Genomic DNA, 20,832 nt, shown 5'->3' with positions numbered 1-20,832 from the left:
AAAGTGATCAAGCCGAGCGCCATCCCGCAGTACACCGGTGACTTCGTCGAGCTGGCGAAGGCCGTGGACGGCCTGCGTACCAAAGCTGCCGGGATCCGTAGCAGTGGCCAGGACGCTCACTCGCGCTTCCAGGCGATGGCGGCCTACTACGTTGCGCCGGAAGACGAGCAGCTCTTCGCGTCCACCCAGCCCGTCATGGACACGGCCGACGACTTCGCCGGCGACATCGAATCACTCGCGGACGCCTTGGATGCTTTCATCACCGAGGCCAAGCCACATGCCGACCGCCTCAAGGAGTTGCAGCAGAGCGCCTTCGACTTCGTCGACAGCGTGGAGGGGGACGACGACTGGACCGAGGACCAGGACAAGGTCGACAAACATCAGGCGCTCATGGACGGCGTAGCGGCGGCGCGTGAAGGCTTTCAGGAAGCTGAACGCAATGCTGCCAACAAGATCAACGCCATCAGCCCGGCTCTGTGCCGTCCCTTGTGGGTCGTGGATGACGGCACTCATCAACCCGGCATGTACGGGCAGGATGCCGACTCGCTCAAGAATGTCGATGACCTGCCGTGGGGGAGCCCGGAAGGGCGTACTTACGAGCGCTGGAGCCTTGGCTGGTGGGGCCACGGAGCCAAGAGCTGGGTGTGGGACGGACTGGCCAAGGACAGCATCTGGGGCGGGATCGACGGTCTGGGTACTCTGCTCGGCTACCACGGCGAGCAAGCGCGCGACGAAGCCTGGGACGGCATGCGGCGCACGTTCGTGGGCGGTTACGCCTACGGGATGGAGCTCATCGGGCAGGGCGACGAGCTGTCCGGCTGGCAGCGGGACAGCAAGGCGTACGCGAAGGAATTCGGCAAGCAGTTCATCGCGTATGACATGTGGGAGGAGGACCCGACCCGCGCTCACGCTGCGGTGTCGTTCAATATCCTCACGCTGGGAGCCGGGCCGCTGGGTGCTGTGTCGAAGCTCGGCAAGGGCGGCACGTTCGCGAAAGCTGCCGGCACTGTGGCGAAGGTCGGCGACGCTCTTGACCCGATCTCGGGAGGGCTCAAGGCCGCCAAAGCCTTCAGGGACTTGCCCAAGGTCTCTCAAGTGATGGCGAACATCAGCGACAGTCTGAAGTTCTCCCCGCCGAAGCTCCCGGACAGCGTCCTCGATCTCAGTGACCGGTACCGGGTCGATAGAGATGGCCACCTCATCCCTATCAACTCCGATGGCACACCCAACACCGATCCGGTCAGGCATGAGCCGTCCGCAGCGGACCGCGCTGCCAGCTCGCCGCAGCCCGACCGCGAGCTGGTCGGTGCCGGCGCCCGGAGGCCGGAGAGCGCGGTCGGCTCGGGTGACTCCCACCCGCCTCGGGCGGGTCACGATGCGCCAGGTGGGAGTGGCGGCAGCACCGATGCCTCGGCGACCGGGCAGCACGGTCACTCCGGTGAACCTGCTGCTGAACACGGTGGTGACGGCACGGAGTCCGGCAGCCATTCGGGAACGGAACATGGTGGTGCAGAGGCCGGCCATGGTGGCGATGCAGCGGATGGTCCAGATACACCCCATGGCTCTGGCGATGGCAGCGGGGCCGGCGGGGACGGGCCGGCTGCTCCCGGCGGCCAATCCAGCGATGGCGACCGTCAGCCCCTGGTGCGCGGGAGTGAAACAGAAGAGCGCCTTCACGCAGCGATCAAGGGGATTCCTGGCAAGCAGCGGCCGAAGCCCGATGTCCTCGAAAGAGCGCTTGAACGGCTCGCATCGGAATCCGACGGCCAGCGAGTCGCCGAGGTTATTGCTTCGGGCCACTTCAGCAAGAGTGATGGGTTTGGTCAGGTCGTCTCTTCGCTGGGAGCGCGCAAAGAGGCGATGTTCCAACCTGGCGCCGACCAGATCATCTTCGCGGAAGATTTGGTGCGGAGCGGCGTGCCGGCCCATACCATCGACTTCGAACACAAGGTCCCAGTCGGTTCCGACCTGGACATTCGAATCAGGGAGGAAACTGGCGAGGTGTACGGCTACCAGATGAAACACCTCAACGACCCCCTTGACCCCGTCAGCGAAATCACGAGGGGAAAGTACCTGCTTCAGTTGGCAAAAGCCGAGGCTGATCATCGCGTATTCCTCGTGGACGGAGCGAAAGGAAGCCGCGCCGACTGGCTAACGAACGGTCTTTACGATTCCCTCATGGAAATCCATCAAGGCAAGCGGGGAGTCAAGGGCGAAGGGATCACTTTCGCCATACGCCTGGAAGATGGAACACTCGTGATCCCGCCTGGCAGTAAGCTCGACCCCAAGGATATGCTGTGATTACCTCAGAGGACCCTGTTGGCGACTGGACGTGGGAGCTCACACCAAGCGACACGCACGAGGGCCGACCGGCTCGCGCCGTGGAGATCGCTGCCGCCATCTGGGACATCTTGGCTCGGCATGAGCTGGCAGCACCTGCCGGGAAAGGCAGCTTCTCCGTTCGCTCTGTGCCTAATGCGCGCGATATCCTCGTCGATGTGAAGGACATTGCCTTCGAGGGAAAGATTCCGCAGCCCGACACAGTCCTCTCTCGGTCCGTGACACAGGCGGAGGCAGTAGCCCAGGGTGATACCCTCGTCAGCTTTCGAGTGCAATGCCCGGGCTACTGGCTCGAATCAGGAGCCAAGCATCGCGCGGAGAAGTTGTTTGTCGTCCAGGTCGACATCTGGAAGAGCAGTCTGCTCGTAGTGACGCTGGAAACATATTCAGATGTTTGGTTGACGATGGACACTCGGGAACGGGAGCAGGACGACGTCCACGCGGAGAATGCACCGCGGCTCGCCGCTGCTCTCGAAAGCATCTCCGCGCTACTCGACAGTTCTCCAGCACCCGGCGACCCGAATCGGCACGCGACGCCAACTGAGACGGGGTTCGAAGACGCGAGGGACGAAGGCCCCGCCTACGTCGACTCCTGGGGAACGTTCGAAGTTCCGGCCCGCTCACGCAGGCTCCGCTCCAGCATTCCGCCGTCTGAAGACGAGTATCCGGAGACCACCGACCACCCAGTGCGGTACTTCACGGTCCAGCGTGGGGACCAGATCCTGGGTTATCTCTGGGCGTCTGTGGGCGAGGAGGCCGCGGGCTACGAGCCTCGGACTGCCGCGGGTGATGAGGCATTCGAGGCCGGAAGTGAGTGGCTGCTGCGACTGCGCGAGGCACATGCGCGGGGGCTCACAGCTCTTGCCGCGCTGGACTGGCTCGCCCACCTCTCGCCGCGGCCGGAGATAGGTGACATTTTTAAAAAGACGCCCGCACAAGCTCCTTCGTTGGACTCGCTGGAGGAGCTCTCAGGCCGGTATTGATGGACGGTGTCGGCATCTCCACTATGGATTCATAGGGCCCGTCAAAGGGCTCCTCACCACCGCGCCCGCTTGTCAGGAAGCACTGCATGACTCAGGACGTCATAGCCCTTACCCCGGAGATGCCGGACATCAAGTCGCTGATGGCCGCTGTGTATGCCGGAGGGCCCGACCTGCGCATGGACCGGGCAGGGGGAGGTGCTGTCGCCGAAGTGTGCGGTGCCGATGGACAGGTACTGGTCTCGTTCGAAGCTCCTCGCTTCATCCAGGTCCCCGGCGAGACAGCTCGCCTACTGGGCTCAACAGCTGAGACAGAGGCACCCGTGTGGTGGACCGAAGCGCGCGCAACAACGATGGTTGAGGATGCCGGGCGTCTCGCCGGAGCCATGGCCGGGCGACTGACAACCCTGCTCGGCGGTTCTACGTGGCCCCGCGGGGCTGCTAGCACCGAAGTCGTGACGATTCCCGCCATGGGCCAGGCCGCCACACCTGCAGGCATCGACATGCTCACCGACCGGGCCGTCGTGGTTATACAAGACCGCCCGGTCGTCGCCGCCACGACGTGGCTGACCGAGGTCATGCGCACCACGATGCGCGCCGGCCGCGAGCTGAACATCGTCACTCCACCAGGGACCCGGCTCACTCTTCCGACCCGTAGCCTGCTGGAGCAGCTGCCCTCCCGATGGGTCGTGCAAGATCCCGAGTGCGGGTACTACGACGGGCTTTCCGGCCTCGTTCTGCGCTGGCACGAGGGACGCTTCGCCCCCTCTACCGGCGCTGACGGCGCTCCGCGTGTAGCAAAGGCTTTCCAATCTCACCACACCGCTGCCAGTGGCGGGCAGCTGTTGCTGTCCGTACGCACCATCCACCCTGCCAACGAGCGGCTCGTTCTAGGCGGTGCGCTGGAGTGTGCCTGGCGAGCGCTGACCGGGAGTCCGCCTGCTGGGTGGTCCGCTGCCGAGCCGGTCAACGTTCCGTGGTCGCCCCGGCAACTGACGGACCTGGCCCGTACTCGCGCCCGACAGTCTGTTCCTACGTGGCTGGTTGCCGTTGGCTCCCCCGATCAGCCGGCGATCGCGACGGTGCGAATCGTTCATACCTCTGCTGGTGTCGAGGAACACCTCAACCTGGCGTTCAGCCACTCCGCCGACCACGGGTTGCCGGTGGAGACCGTCGCCGAATTGGCGGAGGCCCTCGCTCGTCGGCACAACCTCGCCACGATGGTCACCGAGCTACGCGCCGCCCGTACTGACCTGACGACCCCTGCCCACTGGGAACCACCGCCCGTTCCCTTGTCCGTCACCCTTGGCCCGGACGCCGTAGCCGACCTTGGCCTCACCCGAGCCCGCCGTGCAGTGCCAGATGTCGACCCCGTCTTCCTAGGACCTGCCCAGAGGCCCGCCGTGCACTATCAGATCGGCGATGGCGCCGCAGCCGATGCCTGTCGGCGCTTCAAGCAGCTCAGCGACCACCTGAAAGTTGTCTCCAGGGGCAGCTGACTGCAGCCGCGGGGAGTAAAGGGCCTGAAGCCCCAGCTACGGCAGCGTACGCGCATGGCACCGCGTCGTCACTGACGTCCTCGCCGGCCTCCGCCCGCAGCCGGATCCTGGAGCGGAGGACCGACGGCGACCTTGTTCAGTTACGTCAGCGACCTGCGCACTGCGTCGACCAGCGAAGCCGCACGCACATCGTCGGAGCCGCTGATGATGTGGTTCATCACGAAGCCGAAGGCGATGCCGTGCTCCGGGTCGGCGAAGGCGAGGGAGCCGCCTCGGCCGGTGTGGCCGAAGGCGTTCGGTCCGGTCAGGGGGGTGGCCTCCGTGGAGAGCATGTAGCCGGAGCTGAACCGGCTCGGCATCACCATGACCTGGTCCATGCCGCTGGCCTGTTCCTTGGTCGCCGATGCGAGGGTTTCCGGGGTGAGCAGGCGCACGCCGTCCACCTCGCCGATCAGGGCGGCGTACATGCGGGTCAGGCTGCGCGCGGTGCCGATGCCATTGGAGGACGGGATTTCCGCGGCCTGCACTTCGGGAGAGTTGAAGTCCATCTCGGACGGGTCGGTGACCGCGAATGCCCTGTTGCTGAGGGAGTTCGGGTCGCGCCAGGCGGCGACCATTTCACGGAGTTCCTCGGGGATCGACTCCGGGGGCGCGGTGGCGAAGTCGGTCTCCGGTTGCCGGTACACCATGCGGCTGACCCGGGTACGTTCATTCGCCGGCAGCCCGATGAAGAAGTCCAGCCCGAGCGGGACGGTGATTTCGTCGGCGAAGAAACGGCCCGGCGTGCGGCCGGACACGCGGCGGATCACCTCGCCGACCAGCCAGCCGAAGGTCCGCCCGTGGTACCCGTGCGCGGTGCCCGGAGCCCACTGGGGACGCTGAGAGGCCAGTGCGTCCGCCATTGGCTGCCAGGCCAGCGCGTCGGCCAGCGGCACCGGCCGGTCCAGTGCCACCAGACCGGCCTGGTGGGAGAGCAGCCAGCGCACCGGGACGTCCGCCTTGCCGTTCGCCGCGAACTCCGGCCAGTACTCGGCCACCGGAGCGTCCAGGTCCAGTTCGCCGCGCTGGGCCAGCAGGTGCGCCGCAGCCGCGGTAGCCCCCTTCGTCGCGGAATAGACCAGTTGCAGCGTGTCCCGTTCCCATGGACGACCGCTGTCAGGGTCGGCTACCCCACCCCACAGATCCACGACCGGTCGGCCATCCCGGTACACGCACACCGCTGCGCCGATGTCCCCGTGCTGGGCAAAGTTCGCCGCGAACGCCTCGCGTACGGGTTCGAATCCGGCAGCGACCTCACCGTCGATCGTCGTCATGCCGCTCATCCTGGCATTTTTGCTGTCTGCTGTGAGGAGCGGGCTGGTTCGCGATGCATGAGACGGTCCTGATCGGGCGGCGTCGGGTAGTGCCTGAAGGCGGTCTCTGAACTCGCGGACTTCGGGGATGGACTTGTGTGGTTCGAGGCGGGCAGAGAACTCCTTCAGACGGATCAACGGCACGCACGGAGCTGACCTTCTCTTCGAGAAGGTCAGTTCCGTGGTTCGCGGCGTCGAGCGCTCCGTCCAGATCGCCGCCGGCAAGCCGGGCCTCGGCCAGACGGCTGGACCGTACGGCCTTGTCCGGGGGTGCGGTCTGCTTGACCGAAGCCTCCAGAGAGCTGGTGCAGTCGCATCATCTCCCCGGTCGAGGAGGGCGGGGATGCGTTCGGCCGCGGCGGTGGCCTGGTGCCACGGGTCGGGCTGACGGCGGTGGCCCGGCTGCTGGCTGGCGGGGTCTGCTTCGGCAGCGGCCAGGCGTTCGCGGATCTTCGGGAAAGACAGGTCGGGGGCGAGCTTGGAGCCGGAGAACCAGACGGGCTGTCCTGCGGCGTTGATGTCACCATCGAGGGCGACCTTGTAGCCGCGGATGTCACCGGAGGGGAAGCGCTGGACGTCGACGAGGACACCGGTGCCGGCGAGCACAGTGAGGAACTCCGCGGGATCGATGGCCACCGCCGCAGCGGTACGGACGGTAGTGCACAGGCGCTAACGGGCGGTGGTCTGGTGGCCGGCGCGGTGGGCCTTTTCCTGTTTGGCGCGGGTGGGGCGTTGGGCAGCGGTGCGGTCACCGCGGACGACGCGGTGGAGGCCGTATTCCTTCTCCACGGCAGCAAGCTCGCGGTCGGCGGTCAGGTAGTCGTTCCAGTGGCGAGCAGGGCGCAGGGCACCGGACCCCACGCCCTCCGGCATCACTACGCCAGCCTGCTGATCAAGCACGGTGAGTCGGTGAAGACCGTCTCCGAGCGCCTCGGTCATACCAACGCGGCGATGACGCTGAACATCTACACCCACCTGTGGCCCGACTCCGAGGAGCGGACGCGGGCCGCCGTCGACAAGGCGTACGCGGACCGAACCGACAGGGACGAACCACAGGCCGAAGCGGCAGCTTAGCCACTCCCCCACTCGCTGACCTACGTCAGCACGCTGCGGACCGAGCGTGGACCGCAAAGGCCGCCCAACCCACTCCCCCGCAGGTCAGACGGCCTTTAGTCAAACGGATCAGACGTTGAAGCGGAACTCCACCACGTCGCCGTCCTGCATGATGTAGTCCTTGCCTTCCATGCGGGCCTTGCCGGCCGAGCGGGCTTCGGCGACCGAGCCGCACTCGACGAGGTCGTCGTAGGAGATGACCTCGGCCTTGATGAAGCCCTTCTGGAAGTCGGTGTGGATGACGCCGGCGGCCTCGGGGGCCGTGGCGTTCTTCTTGATCGTCCAGGCGCGGGATTCCTTGGGGCCGGCCGTGAGGTAGGTCTGCAGGCCGAGGGTGCGGAAGCCGACGTGGGCGAGGGTGGCGAGGCCGGGCTCGTCCTGGCCGACGGACTGGAGGAGCTCCAGGGCCTCGTCCTCGTCGAGCTCGGCGAGGTCCGCCTCGAGCTTGGCGTTGAGGAAGATCGCCTCGGCGGGGGCGACCAGCTCCCGCTGCTCGTTCTTGAAGTCCTCGTCGGTCAGCTCGTCCTCGTCGACGTTGAAGACGTAGAGGAAGGGCTTGGTGGTGAGGAGGTGCAGGTCGTGGAGAAGCTCCTCGTTGCCCGAGCCCTGGACGATGCCGGCGGAGAAGAGGGTGCGGCCCTCCTCCAGGATGGCCTTGGCCTCCTCGACGGCCTTGACCTTCGGCTGGACGTCCTTCTTGATGCGCGACTCCTTCTGGAGGCGCGGGAGGACCTTCTCGATGGTCTGGAGGTCGGCGAGGATCAGCTCGGTGTTGATCGTCTCGATGTCGTCCTTGGGCGAGACCTTGCCGTCGACGTGGACGACGTTCTCGTCCTTGAAGGCGCGGATGACCTGGCAGATCGCGTCGGACTCGCGGATGTTCGCCAGGAACTTGTTGCCCAGGCCCTCGCCCTCGGAGGCGCCGCGCACGATCCCGGCGATGTCGACGAAGTCGACCGTGGCCGGGAGGACCTTCTCGGAGTTGAAGATCTCGGCGAGCTTGTGCAGGCGGGGGTCGGGGACGCCCACGACGCCGACGTTGGGCTCGATGGTGGCGAACGGGTAGTTGGCCGCCAGCACGTCGTTCTTGGTCAGGGCGTTGAACATGGTCGACTTGCCGACATTCGGCAGACCGACGATTCCGATCGTGAGCGACACGTGGCGACTCGACTTCCGACGGGAGGTGGGGTGGGCTGGGCAGGGCCTGGACGGGCGGTGCCCGGCTGGGCAGCGGCCCGGACGGGCGACGGCCCGGTGGCCACGGCCCGGGCGGGCGGTGGCCGGGTGGGCCGATCCACCAGTCTACGGGGAGGCGGGGGCGGGGCGTGAGCCGTACCGGTGGCCGCGGTGGCCGCCAGCGGTACGGCGCGCCGGGCGGGCCCCTGAGCCCGGGGCGGGGCTGCCGAGGCCCGCGCGCCCGCCCCCGCGCCCCCACTCTCTACGCCGTTCGTCGTCCCCGCGTGCGGCGTCCGTATGGTGATCCGGCGGCATCGTCGTGGAAAGCGCGTGTCCTACGGGCTATTAATCCCACTTAGCGGCCTACCGTTGGCGAGTGGAGCAACACGAAGCGCGCGCACCTCAGCACACCCCGTCCCGGACCGGGCGTCCGGCCGCGGGGCGTACCGCCGGGAACCGCCCCGCCTCGGCGCCCGCCGCCGCCCGCGGCGGCCGACCTCCGGCACCGGCCGCACAAGGCGCTCGCGGCGCGCAGGCCTCGCCGGCCTCGCAAGGCGCTCGCGGCGCGCAGGCCTCGTCGGCCGCACAAGGCGCCCGGGGGGCGCAGGCCTCGCCGGCCGCCGGGCCCGCGATCGCCGAGTCCTCGACCGTCTACCGGGCGGGCGCCCGCCGCGTGCTGCCCGGACCGCTCGCCGCGCTGGTCCGCAAGCTGCCCGCGCCGAAGCTGACCGGTCTGGGCTGTGCGCTGCTGACCACCCTCGCGCTGCTGGCCCTGGCTTTCCTGGACCGGCTGCTGGTGGGCGGCTCGCCGACCGTGTACGGCGTCTGCTTCGTGCTGGCGGGGGCCGCCGGTGCGCTGTGGGTACGCCCGTACGACCTGGTCGTCGCGCCGGTCACGCTGCCGATCGCGTACACCCTGGGCTGCCTCCCCATCGCGCGCAGCGGGGCGGGCAGCGCGGGCAGCCTGCTGATGGGCGTCTTCACCGTCCTCGCGGTGAACGCGGGCTGGCTCTACCTCGGTACGGCCCTCAGCGTGCTGATCGTCGGCGTACGGAAGTGCCTGCTCATCCTCCGGCGGCGGGCGCAGCGCCCGGGCGTCCGGCAGGACCGGGATCGGCGGCCCCGAGACCGGCGTCCTGACCCGGACCGGGAGCGGCGGCAGCCGGGTCGCAGGCCCGCCGGGCGGCCATTGCGGCCCCAACGATCCCCGCGTTGTTCTGAAGCTGCGCAGGCACGATCTCAGCCTTGACGCCCTTGATCAGCGGCAGGAACTTGTGGGCCTTCCGGCTCACCCCGCCGCCGATCACGAACAGCTGGGGCGTGAAGAGCATCTCGACGTGGCGGAGGTACTTCTGCAGCCGGTGCGCCCAGTCGTGCCAGCTCAGGTCCTCCTCGTCCTTGACCCGGGTGGAGGCGCGGGTCTCGGCGTCGTGACCGTCCAGTTCGAGGTGGCCCAGCTCGGTGTTGGCCACCAGCTGACCGTCGGTGAAGAGGGCACTGCCGATGCCGGTGCCCAGGGTCAGCATGACGACCGTGCCCATACGGCCGCGCGCCGCACCGAAGTGGACCTCGGCGAGGCCCGCGGCGTCCGCGTCGTTCAGTACGGTGACCGTGCAGCCGCCGGCCTCACCGCCGAGCCGGGAGGTCAGCAGGGCCGCGGCGTCGGTACCGATCCAGGACTTGTCGACATTGGCGGCCGACCGGGTCACCCCGCCGGTGACCACGCCGGGGAACGTCACCCCGACCGGCCCTGACCAGCCGAAATGCTCCACTACCTGCTGGACGCCGTCGGCGACCGCGTCCGGGGTGGCCGGATGCGGGGTGAGCACCTTGAAGCGCTCCTCCGCCGGCTCGCCGCGTTCCAGGTCCACGGGTGCGCCCTTGATGCCCGACCCGCCGATGTCCACGCCGAATACGTTCATGGGGAAAGGCTAGGCGGGGCAGGGCCGGATCACCCCTCAAAGGGCGAACCGGCCCCGATTCGATGAGGAAGCGCCCTCACTCGTCCGCGACGGACGCGCCCTCACGTGTTCGCGACGGACGCGCCCTCACTCGTCCGCTGCGGGCTCGCTCTCCGTCGCCGGCTTGGCCTCCGTCGCCGACTTCGCCTCCGCTCGCAGGTCGCGGCGGAGCTCCTTGGGCAGCGAGAAGTGGATGGACTCGGTGGCGGCCGTGACGGTCTCCACGTCCTCGTAGCCGCGCTGCGCGAGCCACTCCAGTACGCCCTCGACGAGGACCTCCGGGACGGAGGCGCCGGACGTGACGCCGACCGTGCCGACGCCCTCCAGCCAGGCCTCGTCGATCTCCTCGGCGCCGTCGACCAGGTGGGCGTCCTTGGCGCCGGCACCCAGGGCCACCTCGACGAGGCGGACGGAGTTGGAGGAGTTCTTGGAGCCTACGACGATGACCAGGTCGGAGTCGGCGCCCATCTGCTTCACGGCCGTCTGACGGTTCTGCGTGGCGTAGCAGATGTCGTCGCTGGGCGGGGAGAGGAGGTTGGGGTAGCGGCCCTTGAGGGCGTCGACCGTCTCCATGGTCTCGTCGACCGAAAGGGTGGTCTGGGAGAGCCAGACGACCTTGTCGGGGTCGCGGACCTCGACGTTCTGCACGTCGTCCGGGCCGTCGACCAGGGTGATGTGGTCGGGGGCCTCGCCGCTGGTGCCGATGACCTCTTCGTGGCCCTCGTGGCCGATCAGGAGGATGTCGTAGTCCTCCTTGGCGTAGCGGACGGCTTCCTTGTGGACCTTGGTGACGAGCGGGCAGGTGGCGTCGATGGTGGCGAGCTTGCCGCGCTTGGCCTCGTCGTGGACGACCGGCGCGACACCGTGGGCGGAGAAGATGACGATGTTGCCCGGGGGCACCTCCGCCGTCTCGTCGACGAAGATCGCACCCTTCTTCTCCAGCGTCTTGACCACGTATTTGTTGTGGACGATCTCGTGGCGCACATAGACGGGCGCGCCGTACTGCTCAAGGGCCTTCTCGACGGCGATGACGGCTCGGTCCACGCCGGCGCAGTACCCACGGGGGGCTGCGAGGAGGACGCGGCGGGAAGTCGGGGTGGTCATGGTCCCCATCGTACGGGGCGGGGTGGTGTCCTACGGAAGGCCTGGCCAGGGGTTGTGGACGGTGCGTTACGGGGCATATGTCCGCACGGCAGGGCGGCTTGCCCGAAACGGCGGCACGGCCGACGATCATGTGAGGCCGCCGATCGTCGGCGGCCCGTCCGCCACACAGTCGCACAGAGGTGTCCGCCATGCCCCCAACGGCCGAGCCGCAGCCCCCGTCCGGCGGTGCCGCCGGTCCCGACGGCCCCTCGGGCTCCGACGGCCTCCCGGGCCCCGACGGCGTCTCGGGAGCCACCGTGGCCGCCGGGGGCAAGCTGAAGCGGTCCCTGTCGTTCCGGGACCTGATCGTCTACGGCCTGCTGTTCATCGCTCCGATGGCGCCGGTCGGCATCTTCGGGACGCTGCAGGCCACGTCGCACGGCGCGATCACGATCGTGTACGTCGTCGCGACGATCGCGATGGCCTTCACGGCGTACTCGTACGCGCAGATGGTGCGGGTCGTCCCGCAGGCCGGCTCGGTCTTCACGTACGCCCGGGTCGGGCTGGGCGAGGGCGCGGGCTTCGTCGCGGGCTGGATGGCGATGCTGGACTACCTGCTGATCCCGGCGGTGGCGTACCTCTTCTCCGGGATCGCGCTGCACTCCCTGGTGCCGTCGGTGCACCAGTGGATCTGGACGGCGGCCGCGGTCGTCGTGACGACGCTGCTGAACCTCCTGGGCGTGCGGACCGCGGCCGTGGTGGGCTTCCTGGTGCTGGCCATGGAGATCGCGGTGCTGGTGGTCTTCGTCGTGGCGGCGGTGTGGGTGCTCGCGACGGACGGCGCGCAGCGCGGCTGGACGGTGCCGTTCACGGGCGAGGGGGGCTTCTCGACGAGCGCGGTGCTGGCGGCGGTGTCGGTGGCGGTGCTGTCGTACCTGGGCTTCGACGCGATCGCCGCGTTCGCCGAGGAGAGCGCCGGAGGCGGTACGCGGGTGGCGCGGGCCGTGCTGACGTGCCTGGTGGTGGCCGGAGTGCTGTTCGCGGTGCAGACCTACCTGGCCGCCCTGCTGGCGCCCATGTCGGCGGCCGAGCTGGCCGCGAAGCCGGCCGAGCAGGGCGACGCCTTCTACGCGACGGCGAACGCGGCGGCCGGTGAGTGGCTGCAGAGGCTGGTCGCGGCGAGCAAGGCGATCGGCGCGGCGTTCGCGGCGCTGGCCGGGCAGGCGGCGGCCGGGCGGCTGCTCTTCGCGATGTCCCGGGACCGGCGGCTGCCGGGGGCGATGGCGAAGGTGGACGCGGGCAGCGGGGTGCCGCGCCGGGCGCTGCTGGGCGCGGCGGTGGTGACGCTGGTCGCGGCCGTGTGGGCGGCCCGCCGGGACGACGGCCTGGACCACCTGTCCTCGATCGTGAACGTCGGCGCGCTCACCGCCTTCGGACTGCTGCACGCTTCGGTGATCGGCTACTTCTGGCTGCGCAAGCGGGCCGCGGCACGGGGCCTGCTGGCCCATGTGATCGTCCCGCTGCTGGGCCTCGCGGTGGTCGTCGCGGTGATCGTCGAGGCCTCCCCGACGGCCCAGGTGGTCGGCGGGGCGTGGCTGGTGGTGGGGCTGGTGGTGCTGGCCGCGCAGTACGGGAAGCGGCGCGGGGGCGAGTCGGCGGCACGGAGCTGAGCCGGCGGCACGGGCCGCACTGTCAGTGGCCGCCGATACGCTCGGCACATGGCTCTACAGACGTCCGCAGAGACCCCCATCCCGGTAGGCGAGGTCTCCCGCCTGATCGGCGGGTGGATCGACCGGCTCGGCGCGGTGTGGGTCGAGGGGCAGATCACCCAGCTCTCGCGGCGGCCCGGCGCGGGCGTCGTCTTCATGACGCTGCGCGACCCGTCGCACGACATCTCGGTGAGCGTGACGTGCTACCGCCAGGTCTTCGACAAGGTCGCGGACGTGATCAGCGAGGGCGCCCGGGTCGTGGTGCACGCGAAGCCCGAGTGGTACGCGCCGCGCGGCCAGCTGTCGCTGCGGGCCGCCGAGATCAAGCCGGTGGGCGTCGGCGAGCTGCTGGCGCGGCTGGAGATGCTGAAGAAGGCGCTGGCCGCCGAGGGGCTGTTCGCGGCGGAGCGCAAGCGCCCGCTGCCGTTCCTGCCGCAGCTGATCGGACTGGTGTGCGGGCGGGCGAGCGCGGCGGAGCGGGACGTGCTGGAGAACGCCCGGCACCGCTGGCCGGCCGTCCGCTTCGAGGTGCGGAACGTCGCGGTGCAGGGGGTGCATGCCGTCCCGCAGGTGATCGAGGCGCTACGGGAGCTGGACGCGCGGCCGGACGTGGACGTGATCATCGTGGCGCGGGGCGGGGGCAGCGTGGAGGATCTGCTGCCGTTCTCCGACGAGCAGCTGGTGCGGACCGTGGGCCAGGCCCGTACGCCCGTCGTCTCCGCGATCGGGCACGAGCCGGACAGCCCGCTGCTGGACCTGGTCGCGGACCTGCGGGCCTCGACGCCGACGGACGCGGCGAAGAAGGTCGTGCCGGACGTGGGCGAGGAGCTGGCCCGCATCCAGCAGCTGCGGGAGCGCGCCCTGCGTTCGGTCACCGGCTTCCTGGACCGCGAGGAGCGCGGCCTGGCGGGCGCACTGAACCGCCCCTGCATACGAGAGCCGCACCGCATGGTGGAGGCCCGCGAGGAGCAGGTCACCGCCCTGCTGGAGCGTGGCCGGCGCACCCTGGGCCATCTGCTGGACCGGGCCGACTCCGAGCTGACGCACACCCTGGCGCGGGTGGTGGCGCTCTCCCCCAAGGCCACGCTGGAGCGGGGGTACGCCGTGCTCCAGCGCTCCGACGGCAGCGCGGTCCGCTCGCCCGGCGAGGTCGCCGAGGACGAGGAGCTGCGGGCCCGGGTGGCCGAGGGCGACTTCACGGTCCGTCGTGTGGACGGCGCTGTCACACCTCCCGCTTAGGCTGGGGCGCATGGCCAAGGCGAAGACGGACACGGGCATGGACACGGACGGCGCGGAGGGGGCCGGGGCGGCGGGCGCACCGGACGTGACGTCCACGCTCGGGTACGAGCAGGCGCGGGACGAGCTGATCGAGGTCGTCCGCAGCCTGGAGGCGGGCGGTACGACGCTGGAGGAGTCGCTCGCGCTGTGGGAGCGCGGCGAGGAGCTGGCGAAGGTGTGCCGGCGCTGGCTGGACGGCGCCCGCGCGCGGCTGGACGAGGCGCTGGCGGAGGAAGAGGACGAGGCCGAGGAGCCGGCGGAGGGCTGACGGCCGCCCGGCGGACGCGCCGGTCGGGTCCCCGGGGCCGCGTCGGCCGCGCCCATGTGAAACGCCTCACAATCAGCGCCCCACCCGGCCGCTTAGTTGAAACTTAATCTATCTTCGTTAGAGTAGAGGATGTACGACCGGACCGGCCCGGCCCGGAACCACCACGAATCACCGAGGTGCCCTCCATGACTCTCGCCCTTGACGCCGCCGCTGCTGACCTCCTCTTCCGCGAGGCCCAGACCGCCAACACGTTCACGGACGAGCCGGTCACCGACGAGCAGGTTCAGGCCATCTACGACCTGGTGAAGTTCGCCCCGACCGCCTTCAACCAGTCGCCGCTGCGCCTGACGCTGGTCCGCTCCGAGGACGCCCGCAAGCGCCTCGTCGAGCACGCCATGGGCGCCAACGGCCCGAAGACGCTGTCGGCCCCGCTGACCGTGATCCTCTCCGTGGACCTGGACTTCCACGAGAAGCTGCCGGAGCTCTTCCCGCACGCCCCCGGCATCAAGGACACGTTCTTCTCCGAGGCGGCCGTGCGCGAGGTCGCCGGTACCCAGAACGCCACCCTGCAGGCCGGTTACTTCATCCTCGGCGTCCGCGCCGCCGGCCTGGCCGCGGGCCCGATGACCGGCTTCGACTTCACCGCCGTCGACAAGGAGTTCTTCGGCGACGGCAAGCAGAAGTCCTTCATGGTGATCAACATCGGCAAGCCGGGCGAGGACGCCTTCTTCCCGCGCTCGCCGCGCCTGTCCTTCGAGGACGCCGCGACCACGGTCTGAGCCCCTCGCGTACGGCAAGAGGCCGCCGCACCCGGAGCGGGTGCGGCGGCCTCTTGCCGTACGCGGTGACGCCGCTACTTCGCCCGGAGCGCGCCCGCCAGTTCCGCGAGGCCGTCATAGGAAGCGGTGCCGGTGACGACCGTGGTGTGGCCGGACTCCTTGCGGACGAGCGCCTTGTACGTGTCGCCCTCGTACCGGTCCCAGCGGGCGCCGTCGACGTCCTGCGCGCCGCCGGCCGGGGTGGCGTTCAGCGTGACCTTCTTGACGAACTCGCGGGCCGGGGCGTCGCTCTGCTCGACCGCCGCGTACTGGTCCTTCGGGTTCAGGAAGCCCAGGTGCCAGGCGCCGCCCTCACCGTCGTCGCTCGCCTGGTACGACACGGAGGTGGCCCGCCAGCCCTGGGGCAGGCCCTCGGGCGCGGCGACCGGGTACGGGGCCGCGCGCCGGGCGGTCGCGAGCTCGACGCGGTAGCTGACGGTCTTCACCGCCGTCTTCTCCGCGTCCTTGCTGTCGTCGTGCGGGATGAAGAGATAGATCGCCGCGACGACGATGCCGATGACGGCCATCGACAGGACCATGTCCCGCACCGTTTGCTTGCCTCGCATACCAGCCACGCCCCCTATGGTCCCCCATGCCGGGAACGCATCGGACAAGGGCCCCGCCCCGGGGCCGCCCCGGCCGGTGAGCACCGCTCATACGTGGGGCCCTCTGCTCAAAATCTCGACATAGCGATAAGGTCAAGCGAACCCTCACCTAACCGGCCGTCGCCGTACAGAAAGGTGCGCTCCGATGACCGAGCATCATCTGCCGTCCCAGCTGGAGGTCAGCCCCGAGGCCCCCGACCGCAACCTGGCCCTGGAACTCGTCCGGGTCACCGAGGCGGGCGCGATGGCTTCGGGCCGCTGGGTCGGCCGCGGCGACAAGAACGGCGCGGACGGCGCCGCGGTCAAGGCCATGCGGGCCCTGATCCACACCGTCTCGATGAACGGCGTCGTCGTCATCGGCGAAGGCGAGAAGGACCAGGCGCCGATGCTGTTCAACGGCGAGCGCGTGGGCGACGGGACCGGCCCGGAGTGCGACGTGGCCGTGGACCCCGTGGACGGTACGACGCTGACCGCCAAGGGCATGGCCAACGCCGTCTCCGTCATGGCCGTCGCCGACCGCGGCTCCATGTTCGACCCGTCCGCGGTCTTCTACATGGACAAGCTGGTCACCGGCCCGGAGGCGGCCGACTTCGTCGACATCGACGCGCCGGTCGGCGTGAACATCCGGCGCATCGCCAAGGCGAAGCACTCCAGCCCCGAGGACGTCACCGTCGTCGTGCTGGACCGCCCCCGGCACGACGGCATCGTCAAGGAGATCCGCGAGGCCGGCGCCCGCATCAAGTTCATCTCCGACGGTGACGTGGCCGGCGCGATCATGGCCGTACGCGAAGGCACCGGCGTCGACCTGCTGCTGGGCATCGGCGGTACGCCCGAGGGCATCATCACGGCCTGCGCGATCAAGTGCCTGGGCGGCACCATCCAGGCCAAGCTGTGGCCCAAGGACGACGAGGAGCGGCAGCGCGCGATCGACGCGGGCCACGACCTGGACCGCGTCCTGCACACCGACGACCTGGTCAGCGGCGAGAACGTGTTCTTCGTCGCGACCGGGATCACCGACGGCGAGCTGCTGCGCGGGGTGCGGTACCGCGCGGAGACCGCCACCACCCAGTCGCTGGTGATGCGCTCCAAGTCCGGCACGATCCGCCAGATCGACTCCGAGCACCGGCTCGCCAAGCTGCGCGCCTACAGCTCGATCGACTTCGAGCGGCCCAGCTGAGGCGACGCTCCCCACGACCGACGGCCCGGTGCCCCGCCGCTCCTGCGGCGGGGCACCGGGCCGTCGGTGGTGCGGGGTTCAGCCCGCCGCGGGCATCCGGGCCGAGCGCTGCAGCTCGGCGTCGCGCCGGCGGCGGCGGGCCAGGACCACCCGGCGCTCGGCGGCGGTCAGGCCGCCCCAGACGCCGTACGGCTCGGGCTGGAGCAGGGCGTGCTCCCGGCACTCGATCATCACCGGACAGCGGGCACAGACCCGCTTCGCGGCTTCTTCCCTGGCCAGCCGGGCAGCCGTCGGTTCTTTGGACGGCGCGAAGAAGAGTCCGGCCTCGTCCCGTCGGCACACCGCCTCGGAGTGCCACGGGCCCGCCTCGTCCCGAGCGGGTACTCGCTGGGCGGGCACGACGGCGGCGTCCTGCAGGGGCTGATGCGGTAGCAGCACGGTCTACTCCTGACGACGGCTCGGCGATTTCAGTCACCACTTGCCCGTCTCGCTGCGCACGACGTTTCGCACACCCCGCAGCCGTACGAGAGACGATGCACCAGCCCTACCCGCTGTACGCGGCTCTATGCACACCGTGGCGTACCGGTTGAAAGCAGCGTCGGATGTGGCGCGCCTTACAGGTGCGGCCCCACCTGCGAGGCGGCGGCCGTCCTCAGTGCCACCGGTGCCCGTCCCGGCGCCGCTCCCGGCGCTCGCGCAGCAGGCTGTGCAGATCGCGCACCCACTTGCCGCGTTTCGGCTTGGCCTCGACGCTGCCGAGCACCGCGAAGCCGCTCATCGTGACCACCGGGGCCGCCGGATCGTCCGCCTCGGCCGTCCTGGTCTCGAAGGAGCCGAGCACGCCGGAGCCACCGCCGCGCAGCGACACGTTCTCCGGCACCCGGATGTCCACGCTGCCGAAGACCGAGGTGGCGTGGATGTGCACATGCTGCCGGGTGAAGACCGCCTCGGTCAGGTCGATCTCGACCGAACCGAAGACCGCCACCGCGGTGAGCCGCGCCGGCACCCGCCAGCGGCCCGCGCGTACCGCCTCACCGAAGATGCCGACGAGGCGGGTGTCCGCGGGACCGGCGGACGGCTCCGGGGGGTACGCGGCAGCGGCCGTCCGGCGCGCCACCGCCTCGTCCCGTCCGGCCGGCAGGTCGCTGATCAGCGGCTCCAGCTCGCCCATGGTCTTGGCGCGGTACACGCCGTCGATGCGCTCGGCGTGTTCCTCGGCGTCCAGCCGGCCCTCGGCCAGCGCCTCCCGGAGGATCGCGGCGATCCGGTCCCGGTCGGCGTCGGAGGCCCGGAGCGCGGCCTCGGCGACCGGGGCCGGTGCGGGCTTGGTGAGGTCCACGGGTGCGGGGCGCTGTCCCCCGTTGTCTGTTGCGTCCACCTCAGCAGCGTAGCGAAACGCGATAGATCGCGACTAGGGGAGCAGTGCCCGGCGCCCGGCCTCAGTCCGCGGGGCAGAAGCGCTGCGGTGCGTGGCCCCGGGTGGCGGCCTGGACACAGCCGCCGGGCAGGCCGTGGTACGAGCCGGTGCCGAAGTTGGCGGTGATCTCCAGGCCCCCGCGGCCGCCGAACGTGGTCCGCTGCACCGTGCGGTCGGCGGTGAGCGTACGGAAGTCCGTCATCGCCTCGGTGCCCGCTGCCTTCTGGATGCCCGCGAAGAAGCGCTGCATCTCCGCGATCTCCTTGCCGTGCTCGTCCAGCACCGTGCCGTCGAGCGCGAGGTTGACCGGGGTGTTGTAGAGCATGGCGAGCAGCGCGCGGTCCCGCTTCTGCTCCGGGAGCTTGTAGAGGGAGAGCTCCCAGCGGTCGGTGCTGACCACCGAGTCGTGCAGCACCGTCTCATACAGCGGCACCCGGTACGTGGGGTCGAACATGGCCTTCGCGACGGACTTGTCGAGCGTCGCGGGCTTGAAGAACATGCCGGGCCGCCCCTTGGGCCAGTAGCCGCCCCAGGTCTTCTTGTCGCGCTCGGCCTTCCACAGCCCGTCGTGGACCGGCGTGCTGGAGCCGTGGCTGAAGTCGATCACCTGGTTCGCCCAGGAGCCGGCCGACTCCGAACCGAGGACGAACGGGCGGCCGCCGGAGAGGCCGCCGCCGGACACCCCGCGCATCCGCTGGAGGCGGTTCGCGCGGTCCTCCGCCTGCGTCATCGGGTGCGCCGGCGTGTGGTCACGGAAGAGCTCGCCGGTGGCGTCCACGTCGAGGAAGTAGCTGTTCACGCCGTTGGACGACATGCCCTTCAGGCGGTCGGCGAGGTAGTGGTGGTCCGGTTCGGCGTCGGCGAGCGCCTGCGAGCTGAGGTAGCAGCCGCGGCCCCCGAAGCCGCCTTCCGGCTTGCCGTCGGCGTCGTGGACGCAGCCGTCGGGCCACAGCCGGTCCGGCCACTTCGCCACGCTGGTGTCGGCGGTCCCCGGGTCCTGGGCGTTGTCCCAGCTGTCGTACGGGCCGACGAGGTAGCCCGCCTTCTTCGCGGCGGCGACGGCCTCCTTCGTCATCGGCTCGCCGTCGGCGTCGTAGCCGAGCCACATGCGGGAGATGCCGAGCTTCTTCAGCCGCTCGACGGCCTCCTTGCTGCGGCCGTCGCCCCAGACGTACGCGTGCGGGGCGCCGATCAGCTCGGCCACCTCGGGGTTCTTGCGGATCTTCTGCTTCAGGCTGCCGAGCTGCCCCTTCGACGCGAGGTACCGGCGGTAGTCCTTGGCCGCCGCGACCGGCGAGCCGTCGGTCAGCGAGAGGGCCACCGTGTAGTCGTCGGTACCGTCGGCGCGGCGGAAGTCGTGCGTGGCGGTGGCGCGCAGCCGCCCGCTCCCGGAGACGAACCGCAGGTTGGTGCCCAGGTCGGTGGGGACGAGGGTGCTCACTCCGTGACCGCCTGCCGTGGTGCCCCAGAAGGGCATGGTCAGGTCCTTGAGGTCGATGCCGTCCGCGCCGGTCAGGCCGGCCTCCTCGGAGTTCCAGAAGGTGTCGGCGGCGGGGATGCGCAGTCCTTCGCCGCGGGGCAGCTCGTAGGCCGTGCCCCGCGGCTGTGCGGCGCCCGACGCCGGCCAGGCGATACTGCCGTCCTTCTCCGCGTGCATCCGCACGACCAGCCGCCCGTCGCGGGACGCGACCGAGACGGTGAGCCCGCGGCCGGGGTAGGACCAGCTCGCGGTGGAGCCGTGCCGGCTGACCTCGGAGGGGGCGCCCAGCTGCTCCCCCGCCGCCGCGGAGAGCTCGGACTCCGTACCGCTCGCCGTACGGGCGGTGATCCGCAGCGTACGGGGGTCCACGTGCGCCTCGCCGCCCTTGATCCGCAGCGCGACCGTGCCGCCGTCGTCACCGGGACCGGCGGGCCCGGCGTACGCCTGGAGGGCCGTGAACGTGCTCGCGGTCAGCGCGGTCCCGGCCAGCGCGGCGAGCGCGGCCCGCCGCTTCCGGGAGCCTGTCGCAGCTTTCAGGAAACGTGTCATGCGACGGCACTGTGCGCGGGGTTCCTA

At 70.0% G+C, this 20,832-nt stretch carries 17 protein-coding genes and 3 pseudogenes; 10 read left to right on the top strand and 10 right to left on the bottom strand.

The window, feature by feature from the left end; genetic code table 11:
• The first annotated feature begins 3 nt into the window (after window positions 1–3).
• The 3 genes from AAC944_RS23355 to AAC944_RS23345 all read left to right on the top strand — a co-directional run bounded on the left by AAC944_RS23355 (window position 4) and on the right by AAC944_RS23345 (window position 4,819).
• Window positions 4–2,301: a hypothetical protein gene (locus AAC944_RS23355; protein WP_051872356.1), complete on the top strand. Its 2,298-nt coding sequence runs from the start codon at window positions 4–6 to the stop codon at window positions 2,299–2,301.
• The gene (locus tag AAC944_RS23350; protein ID WP_030623081.1) at window positions 2,298–3,323 is read left to right on the top strand and encodes a hypothetical protein; all 1,026 of its coding nucleotides are present in this window, start codon (window positions 2,298–2,300) and stop codon (window positions 3,321–3,323) included. Before AAC944_RS23355 ends, AAC944_RS23350 begins: the two co-directional genes overlap by 4 nt.
• Window positions 3,324–3,409: 86 nt before the next feature.
• On the top strand, window positions 3,410–4,819 hold the full coding sequence (locus AAC944_RS23345; RefSeq protein WP_030623084.1) for a DUF6177 family protein: 1,410 nt from the start codon (window positions 3,410–3,412) through the stop codon (window positions 4,817–4,819).
• A gap of 140 nt (window positions 4,820–4,959) precedes the next feature.
• Here AAC944_RS23345 and AAC944_RS23340 read toward each other — a convergent pair whose 3' ends face one another.
• From AAC944_RS23340 to AAC944_RS23330, 3 genes and pseudogenes are all read right to left on the bottom strand, one after another.
• Window positions 4,960–6,132: a serine hydrolase domain-containing protein gene (locus AAC944_RS23340; protein WP_030623086.1), complete on the bottom strand. Its 1,173-nt coding sequence runs from the start codon at window positions 6,130–6,132 to the stop codon at window positions 4,960–4,962.
• Between the two features lie 75 nt (window positions 6,133–6,207).
• Window positions 6,208–6,478 (bottom strand): annotated as a pseudogene (locus tag AAC944_RS23335) (transcriptional regulator); the annotation flags it as partial.
• Window positions 6,472–7,017, bottom strand: a pseudogene (locus tag AAC944_RS23330) (mobilization protein); the annotation flags it as partial. The pseudogenes AAC944_RS23330 and AAC944_RS23335, both read right to left, overlap by 7 nt.
• A gap of 63 nt (window positions 7,018–7,080) precedes the next feature.
• Here AAC944_RS23330 and AAC944_RS23325 point away from each other — a divergent pair.
• Window positions 7,081–7,245: a hypothetical protein gene (locus AAC944_RS23325; protein ID WP_438272754.1), complete on the top strand. Its 165-nt coding sequence runs from the start codon at window positions 7,081–7,083 to the stop codon at window positions 7,243–7,245.
• A 108-nt stretch (window positions 7,246–7,353) separates the two neighbouring features.
• Here AAC944_RS23325 and ychF read toward each other — a convergent pair whose 3' ends face one another.
• Window positions 7,354–8,442 (bottom strand): redox-regulated ATPase YchF, encoded by a 1,089-nt coding sequence (gene ychF, locus AAC944_RS23320; RefSeq protein ID WP_030623089.1) that lies wholly within the window; start codon window positions 8,440–8,442, stop codon window positions 7,354–7,356.
• A gap of 394 nt (window positions 8,443–8,836) precedes the next feature.
• Between ychF and AAC944_RS23315 the strand changes: the two are divergent.
• Window positions 8,837–9,511: pseudogene (locus tag AAC944_RS23315) on the top strand (DUF6542 domain-containing protein); the annotation flags it as partial.
• Window positions 9,512–9,524: 13 nt separating this feature from the next.
• Here AAC944_RS23315 and ppgK read toward each other — a convergent pair.
• Window positions 9,525–10,382, bottom strand: coding sequence for a polyphosphate--glucose phosphotransferase (gene ppgK / locus AAC944_RS23310; RefSeq protein WP_051872357.1), 858 nt, complete (start codon window positions 10,380–10,382; stop codon window positions 9,525–9,527).
• 126 nt (window positions 10,383–10,508) lie between these two features.
• Window positions 10,509–11,525 (bottom strand): 4-hydroxy-3-methylbut-2-enyl diphosphate reductase, encoded by a 1,017-nt coding sequence (locus tag AAC944_RS23305; protein WP_030623095.1) that lies wholly within the window; start codon window positions 11,523–11,525, stop codon window positions 10,509–10,511.
• A gap of 188 nt (window positions 11,526–11,713) precedes the next feature.
• Here AAC944_RS23305 and AAC944_RS23300 point away from each other — a divergent pair, with 188 nt between their 5' ends.
• The 4 genes from AAC944_RS23300 to AAC944_RS23285 all read left to right on the top strand — a co-directional run bounded on the left by AAC944_RS23300 (window position 11,714) and on the right by AAC944_RS23285 (window position 15,538).
• Window positions 11,714–13,174 carry an APC family permease gene (locus tag AAC944_RS23300; RefSeq protein WP_051872358.1) on the top strand — a complete coding sequence of 487 codons (1,461 nt, stop codon included), beginning with the start codon at window positions 11,714–11,716 and terminating at the stop codon, window positions 13,172–13,174.
• Between the two features lie 48 nt (window positions 13,175–13,222).
• Window positions 13,223–14,452 (top strand): exodeoxyribonuclease VII large subunit, encoded by a 1,230-nt coding sequence (xseA, locus tag AAC944_RS23295; RefSeq protein ID WP_030623099.1) that lies wholly within the window; start codon window positions 13,223–13,225, stop codon window positions 14,450–14,452.
• Window positions 14,453–14,462: 10 nt separating this feature from the next.
• Window positions 14,463–14,759, top strand: a complete 297-nt coding sequence (locus AAC944_RS23290) for an exodeoxyribonuclease VII small subunit (protein WP_030623101.1) — start codon at window positions 14,463–14,465, stop codon at window positions 14,757–14,759.
• Window positions 14,760–14,944: 185 nt separating this feature from the next.
• Window positions 14,945–15,538 (top strand): malonic semialdehyde reductase, encoded by a 594-nt coding sequence (locus AAC944_RS23285; RefSeq protein WP_030623103.1) that lies wholly within the window; start codon window positions 14,945–14,947, stop codon window positions 15,536–15,538.
• Window positions 15,539–15,612: 74 nt separating this feature from the next.
• Here AAC944_RS23285 and AAC944_RS23280 read toward each other — a convergent pair whose 3' ends face one another.
• A complete protein-coding gene (locus AAC944_RS23280) occupies window positions 15,613–16,143 on the bottom strand; it encodes a DUF4245 domain-containing protein (RefSeq protein ID WP_030623105.1) in 531 nt (176 codons plus the stop codon).
• A gap of 184 nt (window positions 16,144–16,327) precedes the next feature.
• Between AAC944_RS23280 and glpX the strand changes: the two genes are divergently transcribed.
• Window positions 16,328–17,359, top strand: a complete 1,032-nt coding sequence (gene glpX, locus AAC944_RS23275) for a class II fructose-bisphosphatase (protein ID WP_030623107.1) — start codon at window positions 16,328–16,330, stop codon at window positions 17,357–17,359.
• Between the two features lie 78 nt (window positions 17,360–17,437).
• Here glpX and AAC944_RS23270 read toward each other — a convergent pair whose 3' ends face one another.
• The 3 genes from AAC944_RS23270 to AAC944_RS23260 all read right to left on the bottom strand — a co-directional run bounded on the left by AAC944_RS23270 (window position 17,438) and on the right by AAC944_RS23260 (window position 20,805).
• Window positions 17,438–17,797 carry a WhiB family transcriptional regulator gene (locus AAC944_RS23270; protein WP_030265320.1) on the bottom strand — a complete coding sequence of 120 codons (360 nt, stop codon included), beginning with the start codon at window positions 17,795–17,797 and terminating at the stop codon, window positions 17,438–17,440.
• A 214-nt stretch (window positions 17,798–18,011) separates the two neighbouring features.
• Window positions 18,012–18,737 (bottom strand): DUF1707 SHOCT-like domain-containing protein, encoded by a 726-nt coding sequence (locus AAC944_RS23265; RefSeq protein WP_438272753.1) that lies wholly within the window; start codon window positions 18,735–18,737, stop codon window positions 18,012–18,014.
• A gap of 61 nt (window positions 18,738–18,798) precedes the next feature.
• Entirely contained in the window at window positions 18,799–20,805 is a 2,007-nt protein-coding gene (locus AAC944_RS23260; protein ID WP_051872359.1) for a glycoside hydrolase, read from the bottom strand.
• Window positions 20,806–20,832 lie beyond the last annotated feature (27 nt).

Source organism: Streptomyces sclerotialus, from assembly GCF_040907265.1.
Classification (GTDB): Bacteria; Actinomycetota; Actinomycetes; order Streptomycetales; family Streptomycetaceae; genus Streptomyces; species Streptomyces sclerotialus.
The sequence above is the reverse complement of the archived record's forward strand: the minus strand, read 5'-3'. Positions and strand labels throughout refer to the sequence as shown.